General features: G+C 63.0%; 15 protein-coding genes and 1 pseudogene. 8 read left to right on the forward strand and 8 right to left on the reverse strand.

Annotated elements, in window-relative coordinates:
- Nucleotides 1-108 precede the first annotated feature (108 nt).
- Complete coding sequence (locus ACGTNF_RS08550; RefSeq protein ID WP_394601325.1) at nt 109-552, forward strand: GNAT family N-acetyltransferase; 444 nt, start codon at nt 109-111, stop codon at nt 550-552.
- 31 nt (nt 553-583) lie between these two features.
- Here the strand turns inward: ACGTNF_RS08550 and ACGTNF_RS08555 are convergent, their stop codons facing one another.
- Nucleotides 584-1,240, reverse strand: a complete 657-nt coding sequence (locus ACGTNF_RS08555) for a 5'-methylthioadenosine/S-adenosylhomocysteine nucleosidase (protein WP_394601326.1) — start codon at nt 1,238-1,240, stop codon at nt 584-586.
- Between the two features lie 210 nt (nt 1,241-1,450).
- Between ACGTNF_RS08555 and ACGTNF_RS08560 the strand changes: the two genes are divergently transcribed.
- From ACGTNF_RS08560 to ACGTNF_RS08575, 4 genes are all read left to right on the forward strand, one after another.
- Nucleotides 1,451-1,669, forward strand: coding sequence for a hypothetical protein (locus tag ACGTNF_RS08560; protein ID WP_394601327.1), 219 nt, complete (start codon nt 1,451-1,453; stop codon nt 1,667-1,669).
- 39 nt (nt 1,670-1,708) lie between these two features.
- Nucleotides 1,709-1,855: a hypothetical protein gene (locus ACGTNF_RS08565; RefSeq protein ID WP_394601328.1), complete on the forward strand. Its 147-nt coding sequence runs from the start codon at nt 1,709-1,711 to the stop codon at nt 1,853-1,855.
- A gap of 235 nt (nt 1,856-2,090) precedes the next feature.
- Nucleotides 2,091-4,496 (forward strand): hypothetical protein, encoded by a 2,406-nt coding sequence (locus tag ACGTNF_RS08570; protein WP_394601329.1) that lies wholly within the window; start codon nt 2,091-2,093, stop codon nt 4,494-4,496.
- Between the two features lie 4 nt (nt 4,497-4,500).
- On the forward strand, nt 4,501-5,493 hold the full coding sequence (locus tag ACGTNF_RS08575) for a hypothetical protein (protein WP_394601330.1): 993 nt from the start codon (nt 4,501-4,503) through the stop codon (nt 5,491-5,493).
- 233 nt (nt 5,494-5,726) lie between these two features.
- Here ACGTNF_RS08575 and ACGTNF_RS08580 read toward each other — a convergent pair.
- Nucleotides 5,727-5,936: pseudogene (locus ACGTNF_RS08580) on the reverse strand (ATP-binding domain-containing protein); the annotation flags it as partial.
- Nucleotides 5,937-6,051: 115 nt separating this feature from the next.
- On the opposite strand from ACGTNF_RS08580, the gene ACGTNF_RS08585 reads away from it, so the two are divergent.
- Complete coding sequence (locus tag ACGTNF_RS08585) at nt 6,052-6,498, forward strand: hypothetical protein (RefSeq protein ID WP_394601331.1); 447 nt, start codon at nt 6,052-6,054, stop codon at nt 6,496-6,498.
- Nucleotides 6,499-6,501: 3 nt separating this feature from the next.
- Here the strand turns inward: ACGTNF_RS08585 and recD are convergent, their stop codons facing one another.
- Genes recD through recC form a run of 3 tightly spaced genes read right to left on the reverse strand, consistent with a single transcriptional unit; the run spans nt 6,502 to nt 16,378 of the window.
- Nucleotides 6,502-8,787 carry an exodeoxyribonuclease V subunit alpha gene (recD, locus tag ACGTNF_RS08590; RefSeq protein WP_394601332.1) on the reverse strand — a complete coding sequence of 762 codons (2,286 nt, stop codon included), beginning with the start codon at nt 8,785-8,787 and terminating at the stop codon, nt 6,502-6,504.
- Nucleotides 8,784-12,728, reverse strand: a complete 3,945-nt coding sequence (gene recB, locus ACGTNF_RS08595) for an exodeoxyribonuclease V subunit beta (protein ID WP_394601333.1) — start codon at nt 12,726-12,728, stop codon at nt 8,784-8,786. Before recB ends, recD begins: the two co-directional genes overlap by 4 nt.
- A complete protein-coding gene (recC, locus tag ACGTNF_RS08600; RefSeq protein WP_394601334.1) occupies nt 12,725-16,378 on the reverse strand; it encodes an exodeoxyribonuclease V subunit gamma in 3,654 nt (1,217 codons plus the stop codon). Before recC ends, recB begins: the two co-directional genes overlap by 4 nt.
- Nucleotides 16,379-16,548: 170 nt before the next feature.
- Here recC and ACGTNF_RS08605 point away from each other — a divergent pair, with 170 nt between their 5' ends.
- Nucleotides 16,549-16,878 carry a hypothetical protein gene (locus ACGTNF_RS08605; protein ID WP_394601335.1) on the forward strand — a complete coding sequence of 110 codons (330 nt, stop codon included), beginning with the start codon at nt 16,549-16,551 and terminating at the stop codon, nt 16,876-16,878.
- A gap of 13 nt (nt 16,879-16,891) precedes the next feature.
- Nucleotides 16,892-17,380: a metallophosphoesterase family protein gene (locus ACGTNF_RS08610; RefSeq protein WP_394601336.1), complete on the forward strand. Its 489-nt coding sequence runs from the start codon at nt 16,892-16,894 to the stop codon at nt 17,378-17,380.
- Between the two features lie 254 nt (nt 17,381-17,634).
- Here the strand turns inward: ACGTNF_RS08610 and ACGTNF_RS08615 are convergent, their stop codons facing one another.
- The 3 genes from ACGTNF_RS08615 to ACGTNF_RS08625 all read right to left on the reverse strand — a co-directional run bounded on the left by ACGTNF_RS08615 (nt 17,635) and on the right by ACGTNF_RS08625 (nt 20,474).
- Entirely contained in the window at nt 17,635-18,918 is a 1,284-nt protein-coding gene (locus ACGTNF_RS08615; protein ID WP_394601337.1) for a TRAP transporter large permease, read from the reverse strand.
- 12 nt (nt 18,919-18,930) lie between these two features.
- Nucleotides 18,931-19,398, reverse strand: a complete 468-nt coding sequence (locus tag ACGTNF_RS08620; RefSeq protein ID WP_394601338.1) for a TRAP transporter small permease — start codon at nt 19,396-19,398, stop codon at nt 18,931-18,933.
- 89 nt (nt 19,399-19,487) lie between these two features.
- Nucleotides 19,488-20,474 (reverse strand): C4-dicarboxylate TRAP transporter substrate-binding protein, encoded by a 987-nt coding sequence (locus ACGTNF_RS08625; RefSeq protein WP_394601339.1) that lies wholly within the window; start codon nt 20,472-20,474, stop codon nt 19,488-19,490.
- Nucleotide 20,475: the final 1 nt, after the last annotated feature.

The raw sequence follows: 20,475 nt of genomic DNA on the forward strand, positions 1-20,475 counted from the left end.
CAGCCGCTGCGACGTCGCCCGAGCGCCGGGCCCTTGTCTCGACCCGGCCGCCACGAGGCGGCGCACGACGCCATGGCGGATAGGGAATAAGAAACAGGGGAGTGTGGGATGTACGTCGAGAGTGTGGAAAAGGAAGACTACCGCGAGCTGCTGGAGGTCTGGGAGGCCTCGGTCAGGGCAACGCACGACTTCCTGCGGGAAGACGACCTGCTGGAGCTGAAGCCGCTCATCTACGAGCAGTATTTCGGCGCCGTCGACCTGACCTGCGTCAAGGGCGAGGGCGGTGACATCCTGGGCTTCTGCGGCGTGCAAGGCGGCAAGATCGAGATGCTGTTCGTCGCGCCCCAGGCGCGCGGCGCCGGCATCGGCGCCTTGCTGCTGGATGACGCGGTGACCGCCCAGAACGCCTCCCGGGTGGACGTCAACGAACAGAACCCGCAGGCGCTGGGCTTCTACCGCCACAAGGGTTTTTCCGTCACCGACCGCTCGCCGCTCGACGGCTTGGGCAAGCCCTATCCGCTGCTGCACATGGCGCTGGTGCCCACGCCGTGACGCGCCGCGCCCTGGCCTCGACGGTGGCGCCTCAGCCCGGTAACAAGCCCTCGCCGAGCGCCTCGCCCAGCCTATCCACCGCGGCGGCCAGCCTCTCGTCGATCACATGGAGATACTCCGTCCAGTCGTCGACGTGGTTGAGCTCCGCCTTGCCGTCCGAGATGCCGCGCAGCACCACCAGCGGCACGCCGAAGCGGGTGCAGGCGCGCAGGCAGGCGTAGCTCTCCATGTCCACCATGTCGGCGGCGATGGCCGCATAGGCCGCGCCCGAGACGATGTTGGCGCCGGTGGAGAGCGACGCCTCGTGAATCCCCGGAATGCGCAGCGGCAGGGGCAGGATGTCCGGCAGGTCGAGGAAGGGCGTGACGCCCTTCTGGAAGCCCAGCGGCGAGGCGTCCATGTCGCGGTAGGCCACCGAGGTGGCCTGATAGACCTCGGTCTGCTCGAGCGCCCGGCTGCCCGCCGAGCCCAGCGACACCACCAGGTCCGGCCGTTGCCCGCGCGCCGCAAGCTCCGCCAGCGCCGCGGTGAGCTCCACCGCCGCCTCCACCGGCCCCACGCCGGTCATGAAGGCAACGAACCGCTCCTTCAGATGCGGGCCGTATTCCGCGTCCGCCGCCATCACGAACAGCACGGAGCGGCCGCCGATCTCCGTCAGCGGCGCCGGCGCGCGTGGTGTCTGGTTCATCCCGAAGTCTCCCGCAGCTGATAAAGGCCACCATCATGGCGGACGGGGACCTTCGCGCCAAGCGCGTGGTTGTCTGTTGTGAGCGAGCGAGGCGTGGTCAGGGTAGGACGAACCTAGACCAATTGACCTAAGAAAAATTGTCCTCAAGCGCTGACATTCTGTCTCTATCGCCCTACGCTGATGGATCAGCCAATAGCAAGGGAACTGCCGATGGCCGATCAAATCACTGAATCTTGCACTCTACGGCATCCGCAGTCTCTGCGGGTGTGCATACGTGGTGGCGACCCCCTGATTGCTGATACCCGTAAAGCTATCGAATTGCGCAAGCGTAGCTATCAACATCGTCAATATCTGGCTAAAGCTTATGAAAGCCGGGCTGGTACCAACTATATGTGCTCTTCCAAGCAGATATTTCTGACGAGCCGTTGATACTTCGGCGAAATAGTTTTGAATAAAGTGGAGATATCTATGACCCTCAATGATATGCCTGCTGCTGAGTTTTATGTTGAAAAATATGTTGCTGCTTATTGCAGCCACAATACTGAAGAAATCTGTTTGGTTTATTGGGTTTTATTGGGGTTAAACTTTTTGGAAATAAGTGTGAGCACTGGTTAAAAATGATAAAAAATTAGCGTCATTGCTCACTTCTATGTTGGTATTGTTAAGTGGAGGGCGTGGAAATAGTTTTGGGTGCCTAAGCGTTGGCCGGGATATTTTGCCAATTTTTTTCAATTGGTTTTTTGTCAGCCATATGTGAGTAGTGAGCATTGAGGGTGAGTGAATTTTGATTGATCGGATAAAGGTTTTTTTAAGCTCTAAGCCTTGGTTTTGGTATTTCAGAACATGGTTGGTGAAGATAGGTTTTTTGTTCGAGCGAAGTGCGCATAAGGGAAGCGTCTCAGCCACCGAAGCAAAGACAAATTTCGGTATTTTATTCTCTATTGCATGGGTCGGCTTGAAAAGTCTGTTTTGGGTCGTTTTGGTTTTGGTTGTTCTAAGTTTTATCGAGAGTTATATTAGTGACAACCTGTCTTGGATCCCAGAACTAAGTGATGATGATAAAGGTTTTAATATCGATCAGCTTAGGCTGTATTCTCAGCTGCTTACCGCAATATTTTCGATATATTTCGCTACAATTGGCATTATTCTAAGCGCCGGATACACTAGGCTTCGCCGTGATATCATACGAATGCTCACCAATGAGCAGGTAGGAAGTTTATATTCTCGGCTTTTAGTGCTTACGACGATTTTCTGTTTAGTAGCGACTGGCTTGAATTCGTTTGGTTTAGAACCTGGTTTCTTAGTTTATTGCTTCGGTACAATTTTGACTTTATTGAGCGCTTTGGCGTTGTTTCCATTGGGTCAGAGGTTGTTTAACTTTTTTGATCTAAAAGTGCTGGTTCAAAGCGAAATTATTCCCAGTCTTGTTCGCCACATTGAAGGTGCTGCAAGCCACCGAAATTCAATTTTTTTGGCCAATCATCATTCTAGGGCTGCGCGACAAGCACTTGAGCAGCTTTCCTATATTGATGATCGTATTAAGGCAGAAAAGGAGAGCTTGCAAGACAATCTTCCTGCACTTAGTGATGCTTACACAGCCTTGCTTTTGCACTACCTTCGTCAGAAACACGCTATTGATCAAGAGAGCTACTGGTTTCCGCGGAGAAATAAGCACAAGCAATGGTTTTTAGCTGGTGATAGTACGACTTCTAGGGCGCTGAAAACGAGCAGCCAGGAAATGCTGATGGAAGAAAAGCCAGATCATCGGTGGCTTGAAAACGAGATCGTTAATAGGTTGGCAAGTCACATTGAGCTAGCATTAGAAGTTGGTGACTTCGATCTTTCATTGCAACTAATTGGCCGTTTCTCAACCCGCCTATCAGACTATGCAGTATGGTTTCATTTTGATGTTGGAATGCAGGAGGTTAAAAGGTTCAAGAGTGTCATTGAGCAAGCTTTTCGTTCATCGGTCAATGTGGCGGATGCTGAAACAGCAAAGCTTAAAATTGGGTTGGCAGACACATGGGCTGCGCTGGGGAATAATCTCTGTTTAGAAACTTTACGCAGAATGATTACCTTTGAAAAAGAGCTAAAGCAGTTTTTTGAGGCGGATGAGTGGAGTAAGAAATCTCTACGCCGTTTGCCCGCCTTTCTTCAAGCTGAGCTCGATTTTATAGTTGAACGCATTGAATTTGAAAAAGATGTCGAAGGACAGCGACTGTCCAAGCCAAAATATGTCCAACAGTTGGCTGTCCAAAAGCTTTTACTGCACTACTCAAACGTACTGCCTGCTGTATGCGATTTCTATCAAAATATGATCCCCGATTTTGTGGATTTGATGGCAAGCTTGGAAATGTCAGAGGCTGCAACGCAGGTTGTCCTTGCAAGCTTGCATAGCCATTGGAAGTTGCCGGCTTGGTTTGATGAGCTTGAACACCTTGTGGATCGATATCAGAGTTATAGACATTACAGTGAAGAGCAATACGCGTTATGCGAAATCAATTTCGCTGAGATGACCGATCAGTTTTCTTTTGCGAGAGATGGTGCAATATCTAGGCTCAGCAATGGAAGTATGGTGGGGCATATATTTGAACCAAAACATAACGACGAAGTCCCCGATCACTTTGGGCAAATCTATTTCGAATTGGCCGAGTCTTGCATAAGCGCGATTGAACATAATGAAGAAAGTAAGCTAGGAAAGGTTGTCCCGATGTTTCTTGGGTTAGCGTTTCTAGCAGCGGATTCGAAGTTTGTGGATCCAGATTTTGATGTAAATGACGAATTTAGACTTCATCTCATTTCTACAGTTATTAATGACTTGGCGTCTGTCTTGGGGTTTGCAATTCTCTATGGTGCTTATTTTGAGAATGATAAATTGTCGGAGAGTGCCCTTGCACAATTTGATTCTTGGGTTAAGCGTTCTTCTGATAAGCAAAAATACCTTAAGCGGATGTTGCTGTTGTCAAATCCGTTCAGGTTTAGTATGAGGGCGTCTCCGCGGAGTCTAATCAGGACTAATTGGAAAATGTCGTTCGAAAATCGCGTGAGAAATGATGGGTATGGGGACCAAATGAGTATGGGGAGAGGGAGCCAGCACCCGAATGAAATTGTGAGAGAGTTTCTAATGTCACTTTCTGATGCTTCCCATCTATTTTTTGCGTTACACGTTATTCCAGAAATAGAAATTATGGACTTTGAGGTTGATGATCAAATAACCGCCCTTGCTGATCGTTTTAGTAAAGATGGCGAGGAGTAATGTTGTGAAAATTTTTAGATCTGAGCCTTCGCGCCGAAATCACTATTGTGAAGATGAGGTTGGCTTGATTGATCGCCTGTTTGTTAATTCTGATACAAAAAGCTCAAATTTCAATCGCCGTATGTTTGATGAGGACTTTGCGAGAATTTTTTATCCATCAAACTATCGGGATGGTGATTTTTTTGAGATTGTTTCGAATTCCGAGGAAGTTGTGGAAAAACTACTTTCCAATGCTAGGACGAGATACGCATCACATTCGATTGACAAAAAAATACGTGAATTAGTGGAAGAGATAGGTCAGTCGCTAATTTGGTTCGGTAGAGCATTTTATTTTCTTTACAAAGATGAAGGTGATGAAAAAGTTCACGTAGTTTCGTTTAGATCAGCCGGTGTTGTGCGTCTCTTTGGTACGCATATTCAGTGGTTGCCAAAATTTAGAGAAAGACACTGGGGCCGAGATGATGAACAACTGCCAAGGGAAGTGCGGATCTTGGATGGAGCCAAACTCATGCGCTTTGATATGCCCATATCATTCAAGCGCATGCTAAACGCACAGAATAAAACCTTGGCCGTCATTGATAAGCACGAGTTTGAGGCAACCAATTTTCACCCTCAGGCGACGTATGAGAATCCGAATCCGACTACCTATTTCGATTTTCGAGTTTGGAGGGAAATACAAGATCGTGCTTTGTATCGTGCCACGCAAAGCACCGGATGGAACGGTAGGAAACATGACTCGTCAAAGCGATCAGATTTCTTCGATTGTCACAGGCTCATCCGCTTTCGCCGAAACCAACTATTGCTAAGAGACGAAATTTTGAAACAGCTAAGTATTGAGCTGTCGAGGGTTGGGAAAGGTTACAAATCTGATTTCTCGGTTAAGATTTCGTCAAGTGATGAATTGTCCAGCGTTGAACGCCTGAATGAGTTGGAAGTTAGGCTGGCGCGTGAAGAAGTGGGGTTCAAAGAAGTCATCGACTATTGCTATAAAGGGTAAATGGGATGTACGAGGGTGTGCAATTTTATATGCGGAAAACCAACGTGGATTTTCTGAGGGGGAATGGCCTTGGTTGATGGTTTTTAGTGGTTTTTTATTTTTTTAATTAAAGTTTCTGTGGCTTGACATAAAAGCGAGCAATCGAAGCGAGCTTTTCTTCAAGTTGCTTTTAAATATCGCTTCTGGCCGAAAGCTGACCTACAAGTCGGCTTTAATAAGGGAGCTTATGGTTATCAACTCCCCAGCCCACTAACGCGCATCACTCGCCGCTGCGCCACGTCCATCAACTGGCCGCGGCCGGTTTCCACCAGCGTTAGCCAGTGGCGGGCGCGGGTGATGCCGGTGTAGACCAGCTCCCGGGTGAGGATGGAGTTCGGCGCGTTGGGCAGCACCCACTTGATGGGCTCGGTGCTATCGCTGGTAGAAAAGGCTGCCTGCAGCAGGCCGCGTGCTAGTATCGAGTCGTCAGGTCTCCTGCAATGTGGGGGGGTATTTCTCGCTTTAACATGAAGCTCGCGACGTCAGTATTTCTGCTATTCTTTTTATAAGGGAAAATGAATGAAAAGAAATATAAAAACCATGATCCTTGTTGCTACCGCTGTGTCTTTTCTACAAGGATGTGCAGGGGTAAGGAACAGCTATGTCACCCAGTTAGACGCGTCGAGCGACGCCCCCTTGCTTCGGGTCGAGAAGGGGGAGGTGGTTGAGATCTTGTCGGTCGGGAACGGATTTCCCGGGTGGTGGGGTTACTATCCTGGGGTCAAGACATCGGCACCCAACGTGGCAAGCGTCGAGTGCAAGCCATCAAGAAGCATGACGCCGTTTCGAGAGCCCGGTGTCGTGTTTGGTGGGGAGGTCTGCCACATGTCGGCGAATGAAGTGGGGGAAGCGACGCTTTTCTTTGGTAATAAATTCACCCTTTCCTCGGAAAACCATGAAGAAAGAGTGAGCGTGGTGATTTATGGTCACCAGGGCAGTGAGCGTCAGGTGCCAGATTCCGACTGATGCTCATGCCTTCCCGGACGCTCCCAGCCCACTCACCCGCATTACCCGCCGCTGCGCCGCGTCCATCAGCTGGCCGCGGCCGGTTTCCACCAGCGTCAGCCAGTGGCGGGCGCGGGTGATGCCGGTGTAGACCAGCTCCCGAGTGAGGATGGGGTTCGGCGCGTCGGGCAGCACCAGGGCGGCGTGGGTGAACTCCGAGCCCTGGGACTTGTGCACCGTCATCGCGAACACCGTCTCCACCGCCTGCAGGCGCGAGGGCAACACCCACTTGATGCGGTCGGTGCCGTCGCCGGCGGGGAAGGCCACCCGCAGCAGGCGGCGGTTGTCGGCAGGCGCATTGTTCGGGCGCTGTGAAGAGTGCTTTGCATCCGGGCGCGGCATATCCAGGGTGATGCCGATATCGCCGTTCATCAGCCCCAGGCCGTAGTCGTTCTTGGTCACCAGCACCGGGCGGCCGGGGTACCAGCGCTGGCGGCCGTCCTGGCTGTCGATCAGTTTCTCCCGCTCCAGCGCCTGGCGCACCCGCTCGTTCAGGCCTTCCACGCCCCAGGGGCCGCGGCGCAGCGCGCACAGCAGCTGGAAGTCGCCGTGGGCCGCCAGAACGGCGCGGGCCCAGTCATCGAAGGCGTCCTGATCCGCGTCGTCCCCCGGGCGGCCCTCGGCTATCACGCTCAGGAAGTGGCGGTAGCCCATCGGCGGCGCGATGGCGGCGCGGGCGCCGGGCTGATGGCGAGCGAAGCGCTCGGGGCAGCCGGTCACCGCCAGGCGAGCCAGGCCGCGCTCGTCGTCGGCGGCAAGCTTGTGGTGCGAGAGGTCCGCGAAGCCGGCGCTCAGGGCGTCGCCGATGGCGCGGCGCTTGGCGGCGGGTTCGGCTTCCAGGTTGATCGCTGCGGCCAGCTGGCCGATGCCGCTGTCGGCGGTGAAGCGGTGGCTAACGCGCAGCATGGCGATGGCCTGGTCGAGGGGCTGGCCGTCGGCGTCCCGCGTCTCCATGGGCAGCGGCTGGCCGGTGGCCTCACTCAGCCACTCGGCGGTGGCCGGCGTGTAGTGGCCGCTCTCGGCCCGGGCGCACAGGTCGCCGAGCACCGAGCCGGCCTCCACCGAGGCGAGCTGGTCCTTGTCGCCCAGCAGCACCAGCCGCGCCCGGGGCGGCAGCGCCTCGAGCATCGCGGCCATCATGCCCACGTCCACCATCGAGGCCTCGTCCACCACCAGCACGTCCAGCGGCAGCGGGTTGTGGCGGTCGTGGCGGAAGCGTCGGGTGTCCGGCCGCGAGCCCAGCAGCCGGTGCAGCGTGCTGACGTCCTTCGGAATCACCTCGCGCAGCCGCTCGGGATCGTCGGCCAGGCCGTCGAGGTCCAGCCGCGCCACCTGGCCGGCGATGGACTCGTTGAGCCGCGCCGCGGCCTTGCCGGTGGGCGCGGCCAGGCGGATGCGCAGGGGCGGTGCGCCGTCCGCTTCGCTTTCCTCGTCTTCGTTATTGCCCATGGCCAGCGCCTGGAGCAGGGCGAGCAGGCGCACCACGGTGGTGGTCTTGCCGGTGCCGGGGCCGCCGGTGATTACCGAGAAGCGCGAGCGGCCGGCCAGGGCGCAGGCGGCCTTCTGCCAGTCGATGGCTGGCGGCGCATCGCCCCGCTCGGGAAAGAGCGCATCGAGGATCGGGCGCAGGCGGGCCGCGTCCGGCGCCTCGAAGGCCTCTGCGCCGTCACCATCGGGGGAGGGCGCGGCGAGCCGGGCGAAGATCCGGCTGTGGATATCCTGCTCGTGCTGCCAATAGCGGCGCAGGTAGAGCCGCGGGCGCGCATCGGTGCCGGCGAGCACCAGTGGGGTGCTGCCGGGGCCCTCGGCGACGAGCTCCGGCTGGGCCAGCGCGGCGCGCCAGGCGTCGAGCTCCAGCGCGGCCATCACCCGGCTGGGCAGCGGGGGCGGGTCGTCCAGGCTGTCTCCCTCCGGCGGCAGCGAGAGCGCCAGGTCCGGGTTGGCCAGCGTCTGGGCCAGGTCCAGGCACACGTGGCCGCGGCCGAGCTGGTGGCTGGCGAGTGCCGCCGCCAGCAACAGCAGGGGTGAGGCCTCACTTACCCCGTTGGCCGCCGTCGCCTCGCGATGCAGGAAGGCGGCGAAGGCGCGGTCCAGCGAGCGCAGCCAGCCGCGATCCACCCAGCGGTCGAGCAGGGCGAACAGCGCCGCGTGATCGCTCAGCGCATGTTCGGGCGCTTGAATTAGCGCGCGCTCAGAGGCGGCGGATTCCGGCGCCTGATCGGTAGCGTGATTCGGGGTATCCGGGGTCATGGGTTGGCCTCCTCGGCGGCGCGGAACAGGGCATCGAGCGCGAGGATCAGCTCGCTCGGCGGGCGTTCGGCGTGCACGCCGCGGGAGGGCGCGCGGGTGCCGCGCAGGAAGACGTAGAGCGCCCCGCCCAGGTGGCGCTCGATGTCGTAGTCCGGCAGCCGGGCCTCGAGCAGCCGGTGCAGGGCCAGCAGGTAGAGGCAGTACTGCACGTCGTAGCGCTTCTCGAGCACGGCCTCCGCCATCGCCGCCTCGGTGTAGGCGGCATCGTCCGCGCCCAGGTGGTTGGACTTCCAGTCGAGCACGTAGAAGCGCCCCTCGTGTTCCACCACCAGGTCGATGAAGCCCTTGAGCATGCCGTTCAAGGTGTCGGGCTCGAGCGCCGGCCGAGGCCGCCCGCCGAGTGTGTGAGCGCTCACGAGGGCGTCCATCCTGCGGGTGTTGACCCTGTGCGCGGCGAACCAGAACTCCAGCTCGACCCGGTAGCCGGCAAGCGCATCGAGGCGCAACGGTGCGGCCTCGCCATCGCCCGGCTTCGGCACCGGCAGCGGCGTGGTCAGTAGCTCCGGCAGCCACTGCGAAAGGGCGGCGATCTGGCCCTCCCAGCCGCGGCGGTTGGCGCGCCGGGCCAGGGTGTCGGCGCGCAGCGCGTCGTCCTCGGCGACCCGGGCGAAGCCCTCCTCGCCGGCCCATTCCAGCAGGCCGTGCAGGAAGGTGCCCGCCGAGGGCCCGCGGGGGAAGCGGTGAAGCGAGCCCTCGCTCACCGTGGCGGCACTGGCATCGAAGGGCTCGTGAATCACCTCCATTGCCGTGGCCTCGTCGGCGGTGGTGGGCTCGGGCGACGGCTCGGCCTCGGCGGCGGCGTCGTCCGTTCCCTCGTCATCCGGCGTGGCGCCGGTGCGCAGCGCCGAGTAGCTGGCGATCCACCAGTGCTCGCGGATCGCCCGGGTGGGCGCGCGGGCCTCACCCAGCGGTGCGTCGTCGCCGGCGAGTTCGACCGGCGTGGCATCGGCCTCGGGGGCGTCCTGCACCGCGACCCGACCCTCGCCATCGGCCAGCGCCTCGAGGGCCGGGCGCAGGTTGTCGGGCGAGAGCGCCTCGCCCCCCTTGAGCAGGTGGCCGACGGCGCTGCGCTCCATGGCCTCCAGCGGCGCCAGGCCGAGCCAGGTGGCGTGGCGGGCGCGGGTCAGGGCGACGTAGAGCTTGCGCAGATCCTCGCCCAGGCGCTCGTGGTCGGCGCGGGCGAGGATGGCCTCGTCGGCGGAGAGCGTCAGGCGCAGGTGGCCGTCGTCGTCGTGCCAGCGCAGCGGCAGGTCGCCCTGCTTCACCGGGCGGAAGGCGGCGATGAAGGGCAGGAACACCAGCGGGTATTCCAGGCCCTTGGACTTGTGGATGGTGACCACCTGCACCAGGTCGGCGTCGCTCTCCAGGCGCAGGCGGTGGGTGTCGGACTGCGCGTGCGGATGCGCGCGGGACTCGGCGAGAAAGCGCAGCAGGGCGTGCTCGCCGTCGATCTCGGTGCTGGCCTCCTGCAGCAGCTCGCCGAGGTGCAGCAGGTCGGTGAGCCGTCGCTCGCCCTCGGGCACCGCCAGCAGCCGGCCGGGCACGGCGAAGTCGGCCAGCAGCCGGTGCAGCATGGGCAGCACGCCGCGGCGCTGCCACTGGCGGTGGTAGTCGCGGAACTGCATCACCCGCGCCTCCCAGGCCAGCTCGTCCTGCTGGGGGCCGCCGTTCAGGGCGTCGAGCTCGGCAAGCGAGAGCCCCAGGCTCGGCGTGGCCAGCGCGGCGCGCAGGCAGCGCTCGTCGTCCGGCGCGGCGCAGGCGGCGAGCCACCCCTCCAGCTCGGCGGCGGCCTCGGTCTCGAACACGCCCTCCTTGTCGGAGAGATAGACGCTGCGGATGCCGCGGGCCAGCAGGGCGGCACGGATGGCGCGGGCCTCGCTGGCGTTGTTGACCAGCACGGCGAGGTCCGAGGGCGCCAGGGGCTTGAGCTTTCCGTCTTTGGTAAAGCCCGTCTGCCCGGCCTGGCCCTCGCGCAGCAGGCTCGCCATCTCGGTGGCGCAGCGCCCGGCCAGCTCGGCCAGGTAGGCGCCCTTGGGCAGGGTGTCGTCGCTGGCCAGATGCCAGAGCGTCAGCGCCGGCTGTGCGGCGCCGTGCCGGGTGAGTGAGTCCTTGCGACCGTTGGCGTCGACGGGGGCGAAGGGGACCGGGTTATCGTTCCCGCGGCGGAACAGGAAGGCGCCGGATTCGCTCTGCTCGGCGTGGGCGAACACCCGGTTCACCGCCTCGACCATGGGCGTGGCGGAGCGGAAGTTGGTGCCCAGCGTGACGTGGCGGCCGGCAGTGTCGCGCCGGGCCTGGAGGTAGGTGTGGATATCGGCGCCGCGGAAGGCGTAGATCGCCTGCTTGGGGTCGCCGATCAGCAGCACCGCGCTCTTGTCAGCGCCCGAAGCCGCGCTATTTTCAGCGCCCGACGCCGCGCTATTTTCAGCGCCCGACGCCGCGCTATCGCCTCGATTCGCCGCCATCTTATAGACCCGGTCGAACAGCCGGTACTGCACCGGGTCGGTGTCCTGGAACTCGTCGACCAGCGCCACCGGGAACTGCTCGCGGATGCGCGCGGAAAGCGTCTCGCCGGCCTCGCCCGCGAAGGCGGCGTCCAGCCGGTGCAGCAGGTCGTCGGGGCCGAGCTCGGCGCGGCGGCGCTGCACGGTCTCGCGGCGGGCGGCCATCCAGTGCACGGCGTGGGCGAGCAGGTCGGCGAAGGGGTCGGGCAGCTCGGCGAGCCGCTCCGGCAGCTCGGCCAGGGCCTCCAGCGCCGGCAGGTTGGGCACGGGATCTTCTTTCCAGATCTCGGCGATGCCGTCCGGCGTCAGTCGCTTCCAGGCGGCCGGGGTGAGGTCGGGGCTCGCGAGCTCCGCGTCATTGGCCCAGTCGCGCAGGGCGGCGAGCCAGTTGGCGCGGCTCCTGGCGTTGAGCTTCTGGCCGTTGAAGGCCTTGCGCTGGGCGGCGGCCTCGAGCAGTTCTTCCAGCTCGTCGAGCCAGGCCGGCCAGGGCGCCTTCAGCTCGGCCAGCGCCGCGGCGCGCTGCTCGCGGTAGTTCGAGAGCGCCTCAAACGGTGGCGGCGCCACGGGCAGGGCGGCGGCGTGGGTGCGCAGCCGGGCGGCGGTGTCGTTCAGGGCGTCCGGCGTGGTCCAGTAGCGGGCGACGATGGCCAGCGCCTCGGGGTCGAGGTCGTAGTAGAAGCTGCGCCAGTAGTCCCGGGCGATCTCCAGGTCCATCTCCGACTGATCCAGCGCCATCTCCAGGGCGAACAGGCTGCCGCTGTCGAAGGCGTGCTCGCGCAGCATGCGGTGGCACCAGGCGTGGATGGTGGAGACCGCGGCCTCGTCCATCCACTCGGCGGCCAGCCGCAGCCGGCGGGCGCAGGTCGGCCAGCTCTCGCGGGGGTAGCTGTCGCGCAGGGCCAGAAGCGGGTCGCTGCTGGAGGGGAATTGGGGACAGACCCCGATTTCTCCGAAATCGGGGTCTGTCCCCAATTCCGGTTCCGGTTCGGCGAACAGGTCGCCGGTCTCGTTGGGAAACAGCTCGGGCGCGGCGTCGGCCGGCGGAAGTAGCGTCTCGGTCGCGGCATCGGGCGACGTAGAGAGCGAAAAGGCGTCCGCCGCCTCCACCAGCCGGGCGCGGATGCGGTCGCGCAGCTCCTGGGTGGCGGCGTTGGTGAAGGTGACCACCAGGATCTCCGGCGGCGTCAGCGGCCGCGGGAAGCTGGCCGCGTCGTCCTCGTTCCGGGGGCCGAGCACCAGCCGCAGGTAGAGCAGGGCGATGGTGAAGGTCTTGCCGGTGCCGGCGCTGGCCTCGATCAGCCGGCTGCCGGTGAGCGGCAACGCCACGGGATCGAGCCGAGGCGTCTCGGTTGTGTGCAGGGTGTCTACTGTGCTCATGCCTTGCCTCCCTGGCCCTTGCTCCCGTTCTTCCTGGTTTTCACCGCATCGTGAAGGGGCGCGTAAAGCGCCGCGGTCAGCTCGGTGAAGCGCCGGCCGGCGGCCTCATGGCGCACCAGACCTTCGAGGTCGCGCCACTGGCGGGCGAGGTACGGATCGCGGCCAAGCTCGCCATGGTCGCCGTTGAAGCCGGTGCCATGGAAGGCGGTGACGGCGGCCTTCCAGGCCTTGTGATCGGCTTCTTCCGCTTTCGCCTCGTCGCCGAAGACGCGGGCCAGGGCGCCGGGATCGCCGCCCTTCTCGTGCCAGGCGAAGGCGGTGTCCCGCGCCAGCGGCAGCGGCGCGGCCATGCCGGCGCGCCAGGCGCGGGCGATGGCCTCCAGATGCGCGCGAGCGTCCGCCGCCTCTAACGGCGCCAGGGTGCCGCCGCCGGCGCGGGAGAGCAGCACCGTGGTCATGGGGCCGAGGGCGAGCTGGCCGGCCAGGTGAGCGACCCAGGGGGCCAGCCAGTGCTTCCAGTGGTATTTGCCCTTGTTGACCAGGCTGCTGGTCATCAGCACCAGCCGGCAGCGCTCGCCGGCGGCGTTCTCGCGCAGGCCGTCCAGCCAGTCCTCGATGCGAAGGGGAACGGTATCGGTGGCGAGCTCCAGCGACACGGCGGCCGGCGTCTCCCAGGCGTGGGGCCAGGCCTCGAGCTGGTCGGCGTAGTCGCCGAGCAGGCCGTCCAGCGGCTCGACCAGATGCTCGCGCATCAGCTCGGCGAAGCCGCCCATGGCCAGGCGCCCCTCGCGCTCCAGCCGCGCCAGGGTGTCGTGCACGGCGGGCATCGGCGGCTCGGCGGCATCGACGGCGCGGCGCCCGGCCTCGATCAGCGCCTGCTGCAGCTGCCAGTGGTCCAGGCCGTCCAGGGCGAAGGGCTCGTGGTCGGGGCTCTCCAGCGCCTCGCGCTCGAGATAGACGCCGAGCCGGGTGGTGAAGAAGGCCTTCACCGGGTCCTTGAGGAAGCCGCTGAGGCGCGACAGCGTCAGCGCCGTGTCGAGCTCGATCGGCGGCAGCTCGCCGTCGGTGGCGGCCTCCGGCGTCGGCCGGCCGGCGTGCACCGCCCGCCACTCGCGGGCGTAGGTAAACAGGCCCGGGTTATCTGAAAAGCCTTCTACCGCGCCCGACCCCGCGCGGCTTCCTATCGTGCCCGACCCCGCACGGAAGTATTTTCTGCTGAACGGCTGCAGCGGGTGCTCGGTGGTCAGGGCGTCGACCAGGGCCTGGCCGGCGTCGTCCTCGTGTTCGTGGCCGGCGAGTGTCCAGCCGGCGGCGAGATGGTCGCGCAGCTGGCCGAGCAGCACCGAGGGCGGGCGCGGCTCGTTGTCGTGGATGCTGCGGCCGACCCAGCTGACCATCAGGCTGTCGCGGGCCGAGAGCAGCGCCTCGAGGAACAGGTAGCGGTCGTCCTCGCGGCGTGAGCGGTCGCCGGGACGGTAGTCGTGGCCCATCAGGTCGATGTCCAGCGGGCGCTGCACCCGCGGGTACTCGCCGTCGTTCATGCCCAGGAGGCAGACGTGGCGGAAGGGGATGGCGCGCATCGGCATCAGGGTGGCGACGTTCACCGCGCCGGCCAGGAAGCGCTGGGAGAGGTTGGCCTCGTCGAGCTGGCCGAGCCAGTGCTCGCGCACCACCGAGAGCGGCAGCGCCTCGGTGAGGCCGGCGTCCTCGCTGGTTTCCTGCCAGGTCTCCAGGCCCTCCTCCAGGCGGCTCAGGGTGGCGAGGTCGGCCTCGTCCTCGGCGGCGAAGCAGGCGGCGAGCAGCCCGCGCAGGCGGCGGCACCAGGTGGGCACGTCGGCGGGCTCTGTGAGCGCGCGCCACTGGGCCTCGAGGGCGTCGAGCAGGTCCATCAGCGGGCCGGCCAGCGCCGCCTCCAGGCCGCCGATGTCGCCATAGGGCTCGATGTCATGCCAGGGGCCGTCGGCGGTGTCGCCCACCGCGTAGCCGAGCAGCAGCCGGCGCAGGCCGAAGGCCCAGGTGTTGGCGGTGAGCCCGCCGGGCAGGTCGAGCCGGGCGCGCTGCTCGGCGTCGAGCCCCCAGCGGATGCCGGCGCCTTCGATCCAGCGCCGCAGCACCGGCAGGGCGTCGGCGTCCAGGCCGAAGCGGGCGCGCAGGGCGGGCACTTCCAATAGGTCCAGCAGGTCGCTGACCGTCAGCCGCGCCTCCGGCAGGTGCAGCAGCGCCTCCAGCGCCACCAGCAGCGGCTGGCGATGGCGGCTGGTCTGGTCGGAGAGCGTGAACGGAATGTGGCGCGGGTCCTCCGGCGGCAGGCGGCCGAACACCGCCTGCACGGCGGCGGCGTAGGTGTCGATGTCCGGCACCATCACCAGCACGTCCCGCGGGCGCAGCGTGGGGTCGGCGTCGAAGGCGGCCAGCAGCTGGTCGTGGAGGATCTCCACCTCGCGCAGGGCGCTGTGGGCGACGTGGAAGCGCAGGCTGCGATCAACGGCCGGGTCCACCGCCGGCCAGGCCTCGCGGGTCTCCTGGGGCGGGCGCAGCTCCAGCACGTCGTCCTGCAGCTGCTGCAGCAGGCCCGGCGCCTCGCCGTCGGCGGGCGAGTCGAACAGGTCGATGCGCATCGCCTCGGCGTCGAACAGCGCCCGGTAGGCGTCCTGGTCGTCGAACTCGTCGAGCAGGCGCAGGTAGTCGCGGCCCTGCTTGCCCCAGGCGGCCAGCAGCGGCTGGGCGTGCAGGTGCAGCTGGGTGTCGTCGAGCGCGAGCGGCATGCCGGGGCGGTGGCGCTGGCGCCGGCGGGCGGCGCGCAGCAGGTCCTTGTGCTCGATGATGTCGGCCCAGAAGTGGCGGCAGGGGTTATGCACGCAGAGCAGCACCTGAGTGACCTTCGACACCGCGGCCAGCGCCTCCAGCGTCTGGCGGGGCAGCGAGGAGATGCCGAATACCACCACCCGGCGTGGCAGGCCCTGTGGTCTCGTTTCGGGGGTGAGCGTGCGGCACGCCTCGAGGAAGCGGGTATGCACCCAGGCGCGGCTGGTGGCGAGGCCGTCCTCGCCGATGTCGTCGCGCAGGCGCCGCCACAGGGCCGGCTGCCAGCGCTGGTCCTCGGCGAGCGGCCGGGCCTGGCCGCGGGCGTCGATCAGCTCGTCGCGGCCCTCGGCCCAGGCGGCCAGCCAGTCGGCGCGGTAGACCTGATACTGGTCGAACAGGTCGGCCAGGCGCTCGGCCAGCTGGTGGCGCTTGCGGCGGTCCTCGTCGTCGGCCAAAAAGCGCGCCAGCGGGGCGAAGGTCTCGTCATCCGTGAGCTCCGGCAGCAGGCGCATCAGCCGCCAGATCAGGCGCGGCTTGTCCAGCGGCGAGGCCGGCGGCACAGCGTCTGCACCCAGCACCGCGCGGTAGGCCTGCCACAGGTAACGCGCCGGCAGGGTGACGTCCATTGCCGCGGCGATGCCGGCGCCGGCGGGCGGATCGGCGGCCAGCGCCAGCTTCAGCCACTGGCTGATGCCGTTGCTCTGCACCAGGATCACCTCGTCCTCGAGCGGCCCCAGCGGGTGATTGCGCAGCCATTCCACCGCCAGGTCGCGCAGCGCCTCCAGGCGATTGCCGTGGATCACCATAAAGCCGGGCGTCAGTTCGGTCTTGGCGGTGGCGCGCATGGCGAATCCTTCGCGGCGATGAAACGGGGTTCAATGGTGCCGCAAAACGCCGGGAGCATGAAGCGGGCCGAGGGCCGGATGAACCTCCGCGGCGGGCACGAGTCGAGAAGGCATGCCGGCCTTGCCTGGCAAGTCCCGAACACGCATCTGGCCGGGAGGCACCTTACACCATGAGCTCATCGACGCCGCTGACCACGCCGGACGGACGCTATATCGTGGTCCGCGGCCGCCTGTGGCGCTGCACGAATCCCGAACTGCCCGAGGCGCAGCGTGAGGCGTGGGTGCGGCAACTGATGCGGGCCCGACGCGGCGTGGCCCAGGCGAAGCGTGCCCACGACCCGCAGGCCGAGCGCGAGGCTCGCGCTCGGGTCGACGAGGCCAAGCGGGCGCTGGGCGAACGCGGGCCGGTGTGGTGGCAAGACGGCGCGCCGGACTACACCCAGTGCAAGGTCGAGAACACGCCCTATTCGGACTGGTATGCCGCGCTGGAAACGACCTGAAGGGAGGCTCTCCATGGATCACGAGCGCTTCGTGCTCGACGCCCCGATCGGTGTGATCGCCGACACCCACGGCACGCTGCGCGACGAGGCGCTGACGATGCTCGAGGGCTGCGGGCTGATCCTGCATCTCGGTGACGTGGGCAGCCGGGACCGCGATGCGGCGATCCTCGCGCGGCTGGGCGAGCTGGCCCCGGTGCTCGCCGTGCGCGGCAACGTCGACACCGCGGGCTGGGCCGAGCGGCTGCCCTGGCATCGCGATCTCACGGTCAACGGCTGGCGCCTGCACCTGGTGCACGACATCGCCGACTTCGCTGTCGAGACGCCCTGCGCCGCCGTGCTCCACGGCCACTCCCACAAGGCCCGGAACGCATGGCGCGACGGCCGGCTGCTGTTCAATCCCGGCGGCGCCGGCCGGCGGCGCTTCACCCTGCCGCTGACCCTCGGCAAGCTGTGGGCCGACGCCTCGGCCCTGCGCGGCGCCATCCTGCATCTGCCGGTGTAGGCGCTGTCACCCTCCCGACACATGACGGCACCGCCATGGCGGTGCCGTCGTGTGTCGGGAGGGTGAGATATCACTGGCGAGTGATGCCAGGCTGTTTCCAGGTGGTTGAGCTCTGCCAGACCATCACGTCCTGGAAGAAGTGTTCAGGCTATGGATCATGCACCTCACCAGATATGGCTCAACGGAACTTCCCTGTCAGGTCTGCTGATAAATAGTGTGTGCAGTCGAGAGGTACCACGTGTGCTTCCTTGAGCTTAAAAGACCGAGTTGGGAAGCGCGAGGGTAACGGCCGGCACGAAGGTTACGACTAGGAGCAGGCCGACCAGTAATAGCCAGTAGGGCATGATGGCACGTATGAAGTCGGGCACCTTGACGCCAGTAATGCTGCAGGTGGTGAACATTACTGTACCTAAGGGGGGAGTGATCGTGCCAATGGATGCGTTGAGGATGAAGATGATGCCGAAATGTACCGGGTCAATGCCGAACTGGGCCGCCACGGGGGCAAGCAGGGGAGATAGCACGATGAGAATGGCGTTGCCTTCCAGGAACATTCCCAACGCTAGCAGGATGATATTGGCGAGTAGCAGGAAAGCTACCGCGCTGCCTACTTGGGACGAGAGCAGCATGGCGATGTCCTGGGGGATGTGCTCCCAGGTTAGAAAGCGAGCGAATCCCGATGCCACGGCGATGATGAACAGTACATTAACCGAGGCAAATAGCGATTCTCGCGTAGCCATGGCGACGTTGCCCACGTTCATTTCCTTGTAGACGAACATCCCCACGATCAGAGCGTATAGCACGGCCATGGCGCCGGCTTCGGTTGGCGTGAATACGCCGACGCGAATGCCACCGATGACCACGACCGGCAAGAGTAAGGCGATAATGCCTGCACGTGTCACGCTGATCCATTCACGCCGTGAGACACGTTCCTTACGTGGCGGCTGGTAGCCCCGCCGAATGCATTGGCGTGATACCAGAAGCATCATGCATGCCGCCATCAGAATTCCGGGCACCACTCCGGCCAGGAACAAGCGGCCGATCGACACGTTGTTGACGTAGCCGTAGACGATCAGCGCGATCCCTGGAGGAATGGTTGAGGTCACGAGTGAGGAGGCGGCGGTTATGGAGCTTGAAAAAGGCTTGGGATAGCCGCTCGCCGTCATGCTGGGCACGATCAGCTTGGCATTCATGGCGGCATCGGCGATGTTGGAGCCGGAGAGCCCGCCCATGAAGGTGCTTAGCAGCACGTTGGCCTGAGCCAGTCCGCCATGCAAGCGCCGGGTCATGAGCTCGGCCAGTTTCAGCAGCCGGTCGGTGATGCCGGAGTAGTTCATGAACACTCCCGCCATGATGAAAAATGGGATCGCCAGCAGAGAAATGGACTCCAGCCCCCCGGCTAGGCGCTGAATGAGAAGCATGGTGGGTTGGTCAGCGCCGACCAGGAAATACAGAAATGTCGACAGGAAAAGTGCGAAGGCGACGGGGGTGCCCAGCACAAAAAAAAGCAACAGTGCTGCGAGTGCTATACCTACTGCCATTGTGAGTATCCTTTAAGTAGTGCGCGTCAGGCGGACGATGCAGTGGTAGGCCATGACAACAGCACTGACCGGGATTGCGACGTGGATCCACATGTACGGAATCTGCAGCATAGGGGTGCTGCGAAAATTGGAATAGGGCAGAAGTTGAAGCCCCCAATAACCGAGCACTATGGCAGCGATCAAGATCATGCCAACGTTGAAGAGGCGGTCGTTCCAGAGGGCGAGAGACGCAGGAAGGTTGTCAGATAGCATGCCGATGACCACATGCCCGTTGCGTCTTACCAGGGCGCTGGCGCCAAGGAAGGTAGCCCATACCATGAGTAGTTGCAGGACCTCCTCGGTCCAGGCCAGTGGTGTATCGAAGAGATAACGCATGAATATGTTGCCGATGGCGACGAGAAATATCGCGAAGAGCGCCGCGCTGGCCAGTACTTCATCGAGACGCATGATGCGGTCGATCCAATGGAATACGCGTTTCATTTGAGGCTCCTCGGGCACGGCAACGCAGGCGTTGCCGTGCGTGATACGAGTACCGACACCACCGTTTGGTGCCGGTGATAGTTCAATGGTTACCCGTTGATAATCTGACGAATCTTCCCGTACAGGTCATCGCTCCACTGCGGGAAAGCGGCGGGCACTTGCTCCGCGGCGCGTTCGCGAAACGGCTGTGTATCTACTTCGTGGATCTCGACGCCGGCATCTTGGAGTTTCTCTAGGGCGACTTCACTTTCCTGTTCGACAAGTTCACGCAGATGCACTGCCATGTCTTGCCCCGTTTCGGACAGGATGTTCCGCTCTTCCTCGCTGAGCTGTTCCCAGAAAGACTTGCCTGTGACGAACGGCGCGACGGTATTCATGTGGCCGGTCAGATTGAGATGCTGGACGACTTCTTGAAACTTACCGCCGAACAGGACTGGAGTCGGATTCTCGACCCCGTCGACCATGCCCTGGGCCAGTGCCGGGTAGACGTCGCCCAAGGACATGGGAGTTGGCGTGGCGCCCATGGACCGCATTGCCTCGACGTACATTGGCGAGTTCTGAACGCGGATCTTTACACCCTCGAGTTCCTCGGGTGTGGTGGCGGGCTCGCGAGAGAGCAGGTGACGCGTGCCATATACAGCATTGGGAATGACGATGTGATAACCGGCTTCTTCGACCTTCTGACTCTGCTCGGCGAACCACTCGGAGTCGAAGACTTGAAGCTTGTCGTCGAAGCTGTCAGCGAGGTAGGGAGCGTCCAGTACCGACAGATCGGGAATCGAGCTCATGAAGTTACTGTAGGCCGTGATCGTGATGATTGGTGAGCCGAAACGAGCTTGTTCCATGACATCTGTCTCGGAGCCGAGCTGGCTGGCAGGGAAGGTGCTGAGAGTGAGTTCGCCATCGCTGGCCTGTTCGACGTTTTCGGCCCATTCCTTGACGGCGACATCGACCGGCTCGCCCGGCTGGTTGCCGTAGGCGACACGGATTTCTGTGGCAGCCTGGGCGAAGTTCAAGCCGCTGAGGCCGGCGATGGATAGGCTGGTGGCAATAAGATTGAGTTTCTTGAAACGCATT

Origin of the sequence: Halomonas sp. B23F22_10, from assembly GCF_043496975.1 — a bacterium.
Classification (GTDB): Bacteria; Pseudomonadota; Gammaproteobacteria; order Pseudomonadales; family Halomonadaceae; genus Halomonas; species Halomonas smyrnensis.

Excerpts from the sequence above, each read along its gene's own strand:
- recC (WP_394601334.1), bottom strand. The coding sequence starts at position 16,378 with ATGCGCGCCACCGCCAAGACCGAACTGACGCCCGGCTTTATGGTGATC.
- ACGTNF_RS08560 (WP_394601327.1), top strand. The coding sequence starts at position 1,451 with ATGGCCGATCAAATCACTGAATCTTGCACTCTACGGCATCCGCAGTCT.
- recB (WP_394601333.1), bottom strand. The coding sequence starts at position 12,728 with ATGAGCACAGTAGACACCCTGCACACAACCGAGACGCCTCGGCTCGAT.
- ACGTNF_RS08620 (WP_394601338.1), bottom strand. The coding sequence starts at position 19,398 with ATGAAACGCGTATTCCATTGGATCGACCGCATCATGCGTCTCGATGAA.
- ACGTNF_RS08550 (WP_394601325.1), top strand. The coding sequence starts at position 109 with ATGTACGTCGAGAGTGTGGAAAAGGAAGACTACCGCGAGCTGCTGGAG.
- ACGTNF_RS08585 (WP_394601331.1), top strand. The coding sequence starts at position 6,052 with ATGAAAAGAAATATAAAAACCATGATCCTTGTTGCTACCGCTGTGTCT.
- ACGTNF_RS08555 (WP_394601326.1), bottom strand. The coding sequence starts at position 1,240 with ATGAACCAGACACCACGCGCGCCGGCGCCGCTGACGGAGATCGGCGGC.
- ACGTNF_RS08565 (WP_394601328.1), top strand. The coding sequence starts at position 1,709 with ATGACCCTCAATGATATGCCTGCTGCTGAGTTTTATGTTGAAAAATAT.
- ACGTNF_RS08615 (WP_394601337.1), bottom strand. The coding sequence starts at position 18,918 with ATGGCAGTAGGTATAGCACTCGCAGCACTGTTGCTTTTTTTTGTGCTG.
- ACGTNF_RS08605 (WP_394601335.1), top strand. The coding sequence starts at position 16,549 with ATGAGCTCATCGACGCCGCTGACCACGCCGGACGGACGCTATATCGTG.
- recD (WP_394601332.1), bottom strand. The coding sequence starts at position 8,787 with ATGACCCCGGATACCCCGAATCACGCTACCGATCAGGCGCCGGAATCC.
- ACGTNF_RS08625 (WP_394601339.1), bottom strand. The coding sequence starts at position 20,474 with ATGCGTTTCAAGAAACTCAATCTTATTGCCACCAGCCTATCCATCGCC.
- ACGTNF_RS08610 (WP_394601336.1), top strand. The coding sequence starts at position 16,892 with ATGGATCACGAGCGCTTCGTGCTCGACGCCCCGATCGGTGTGATCGCC.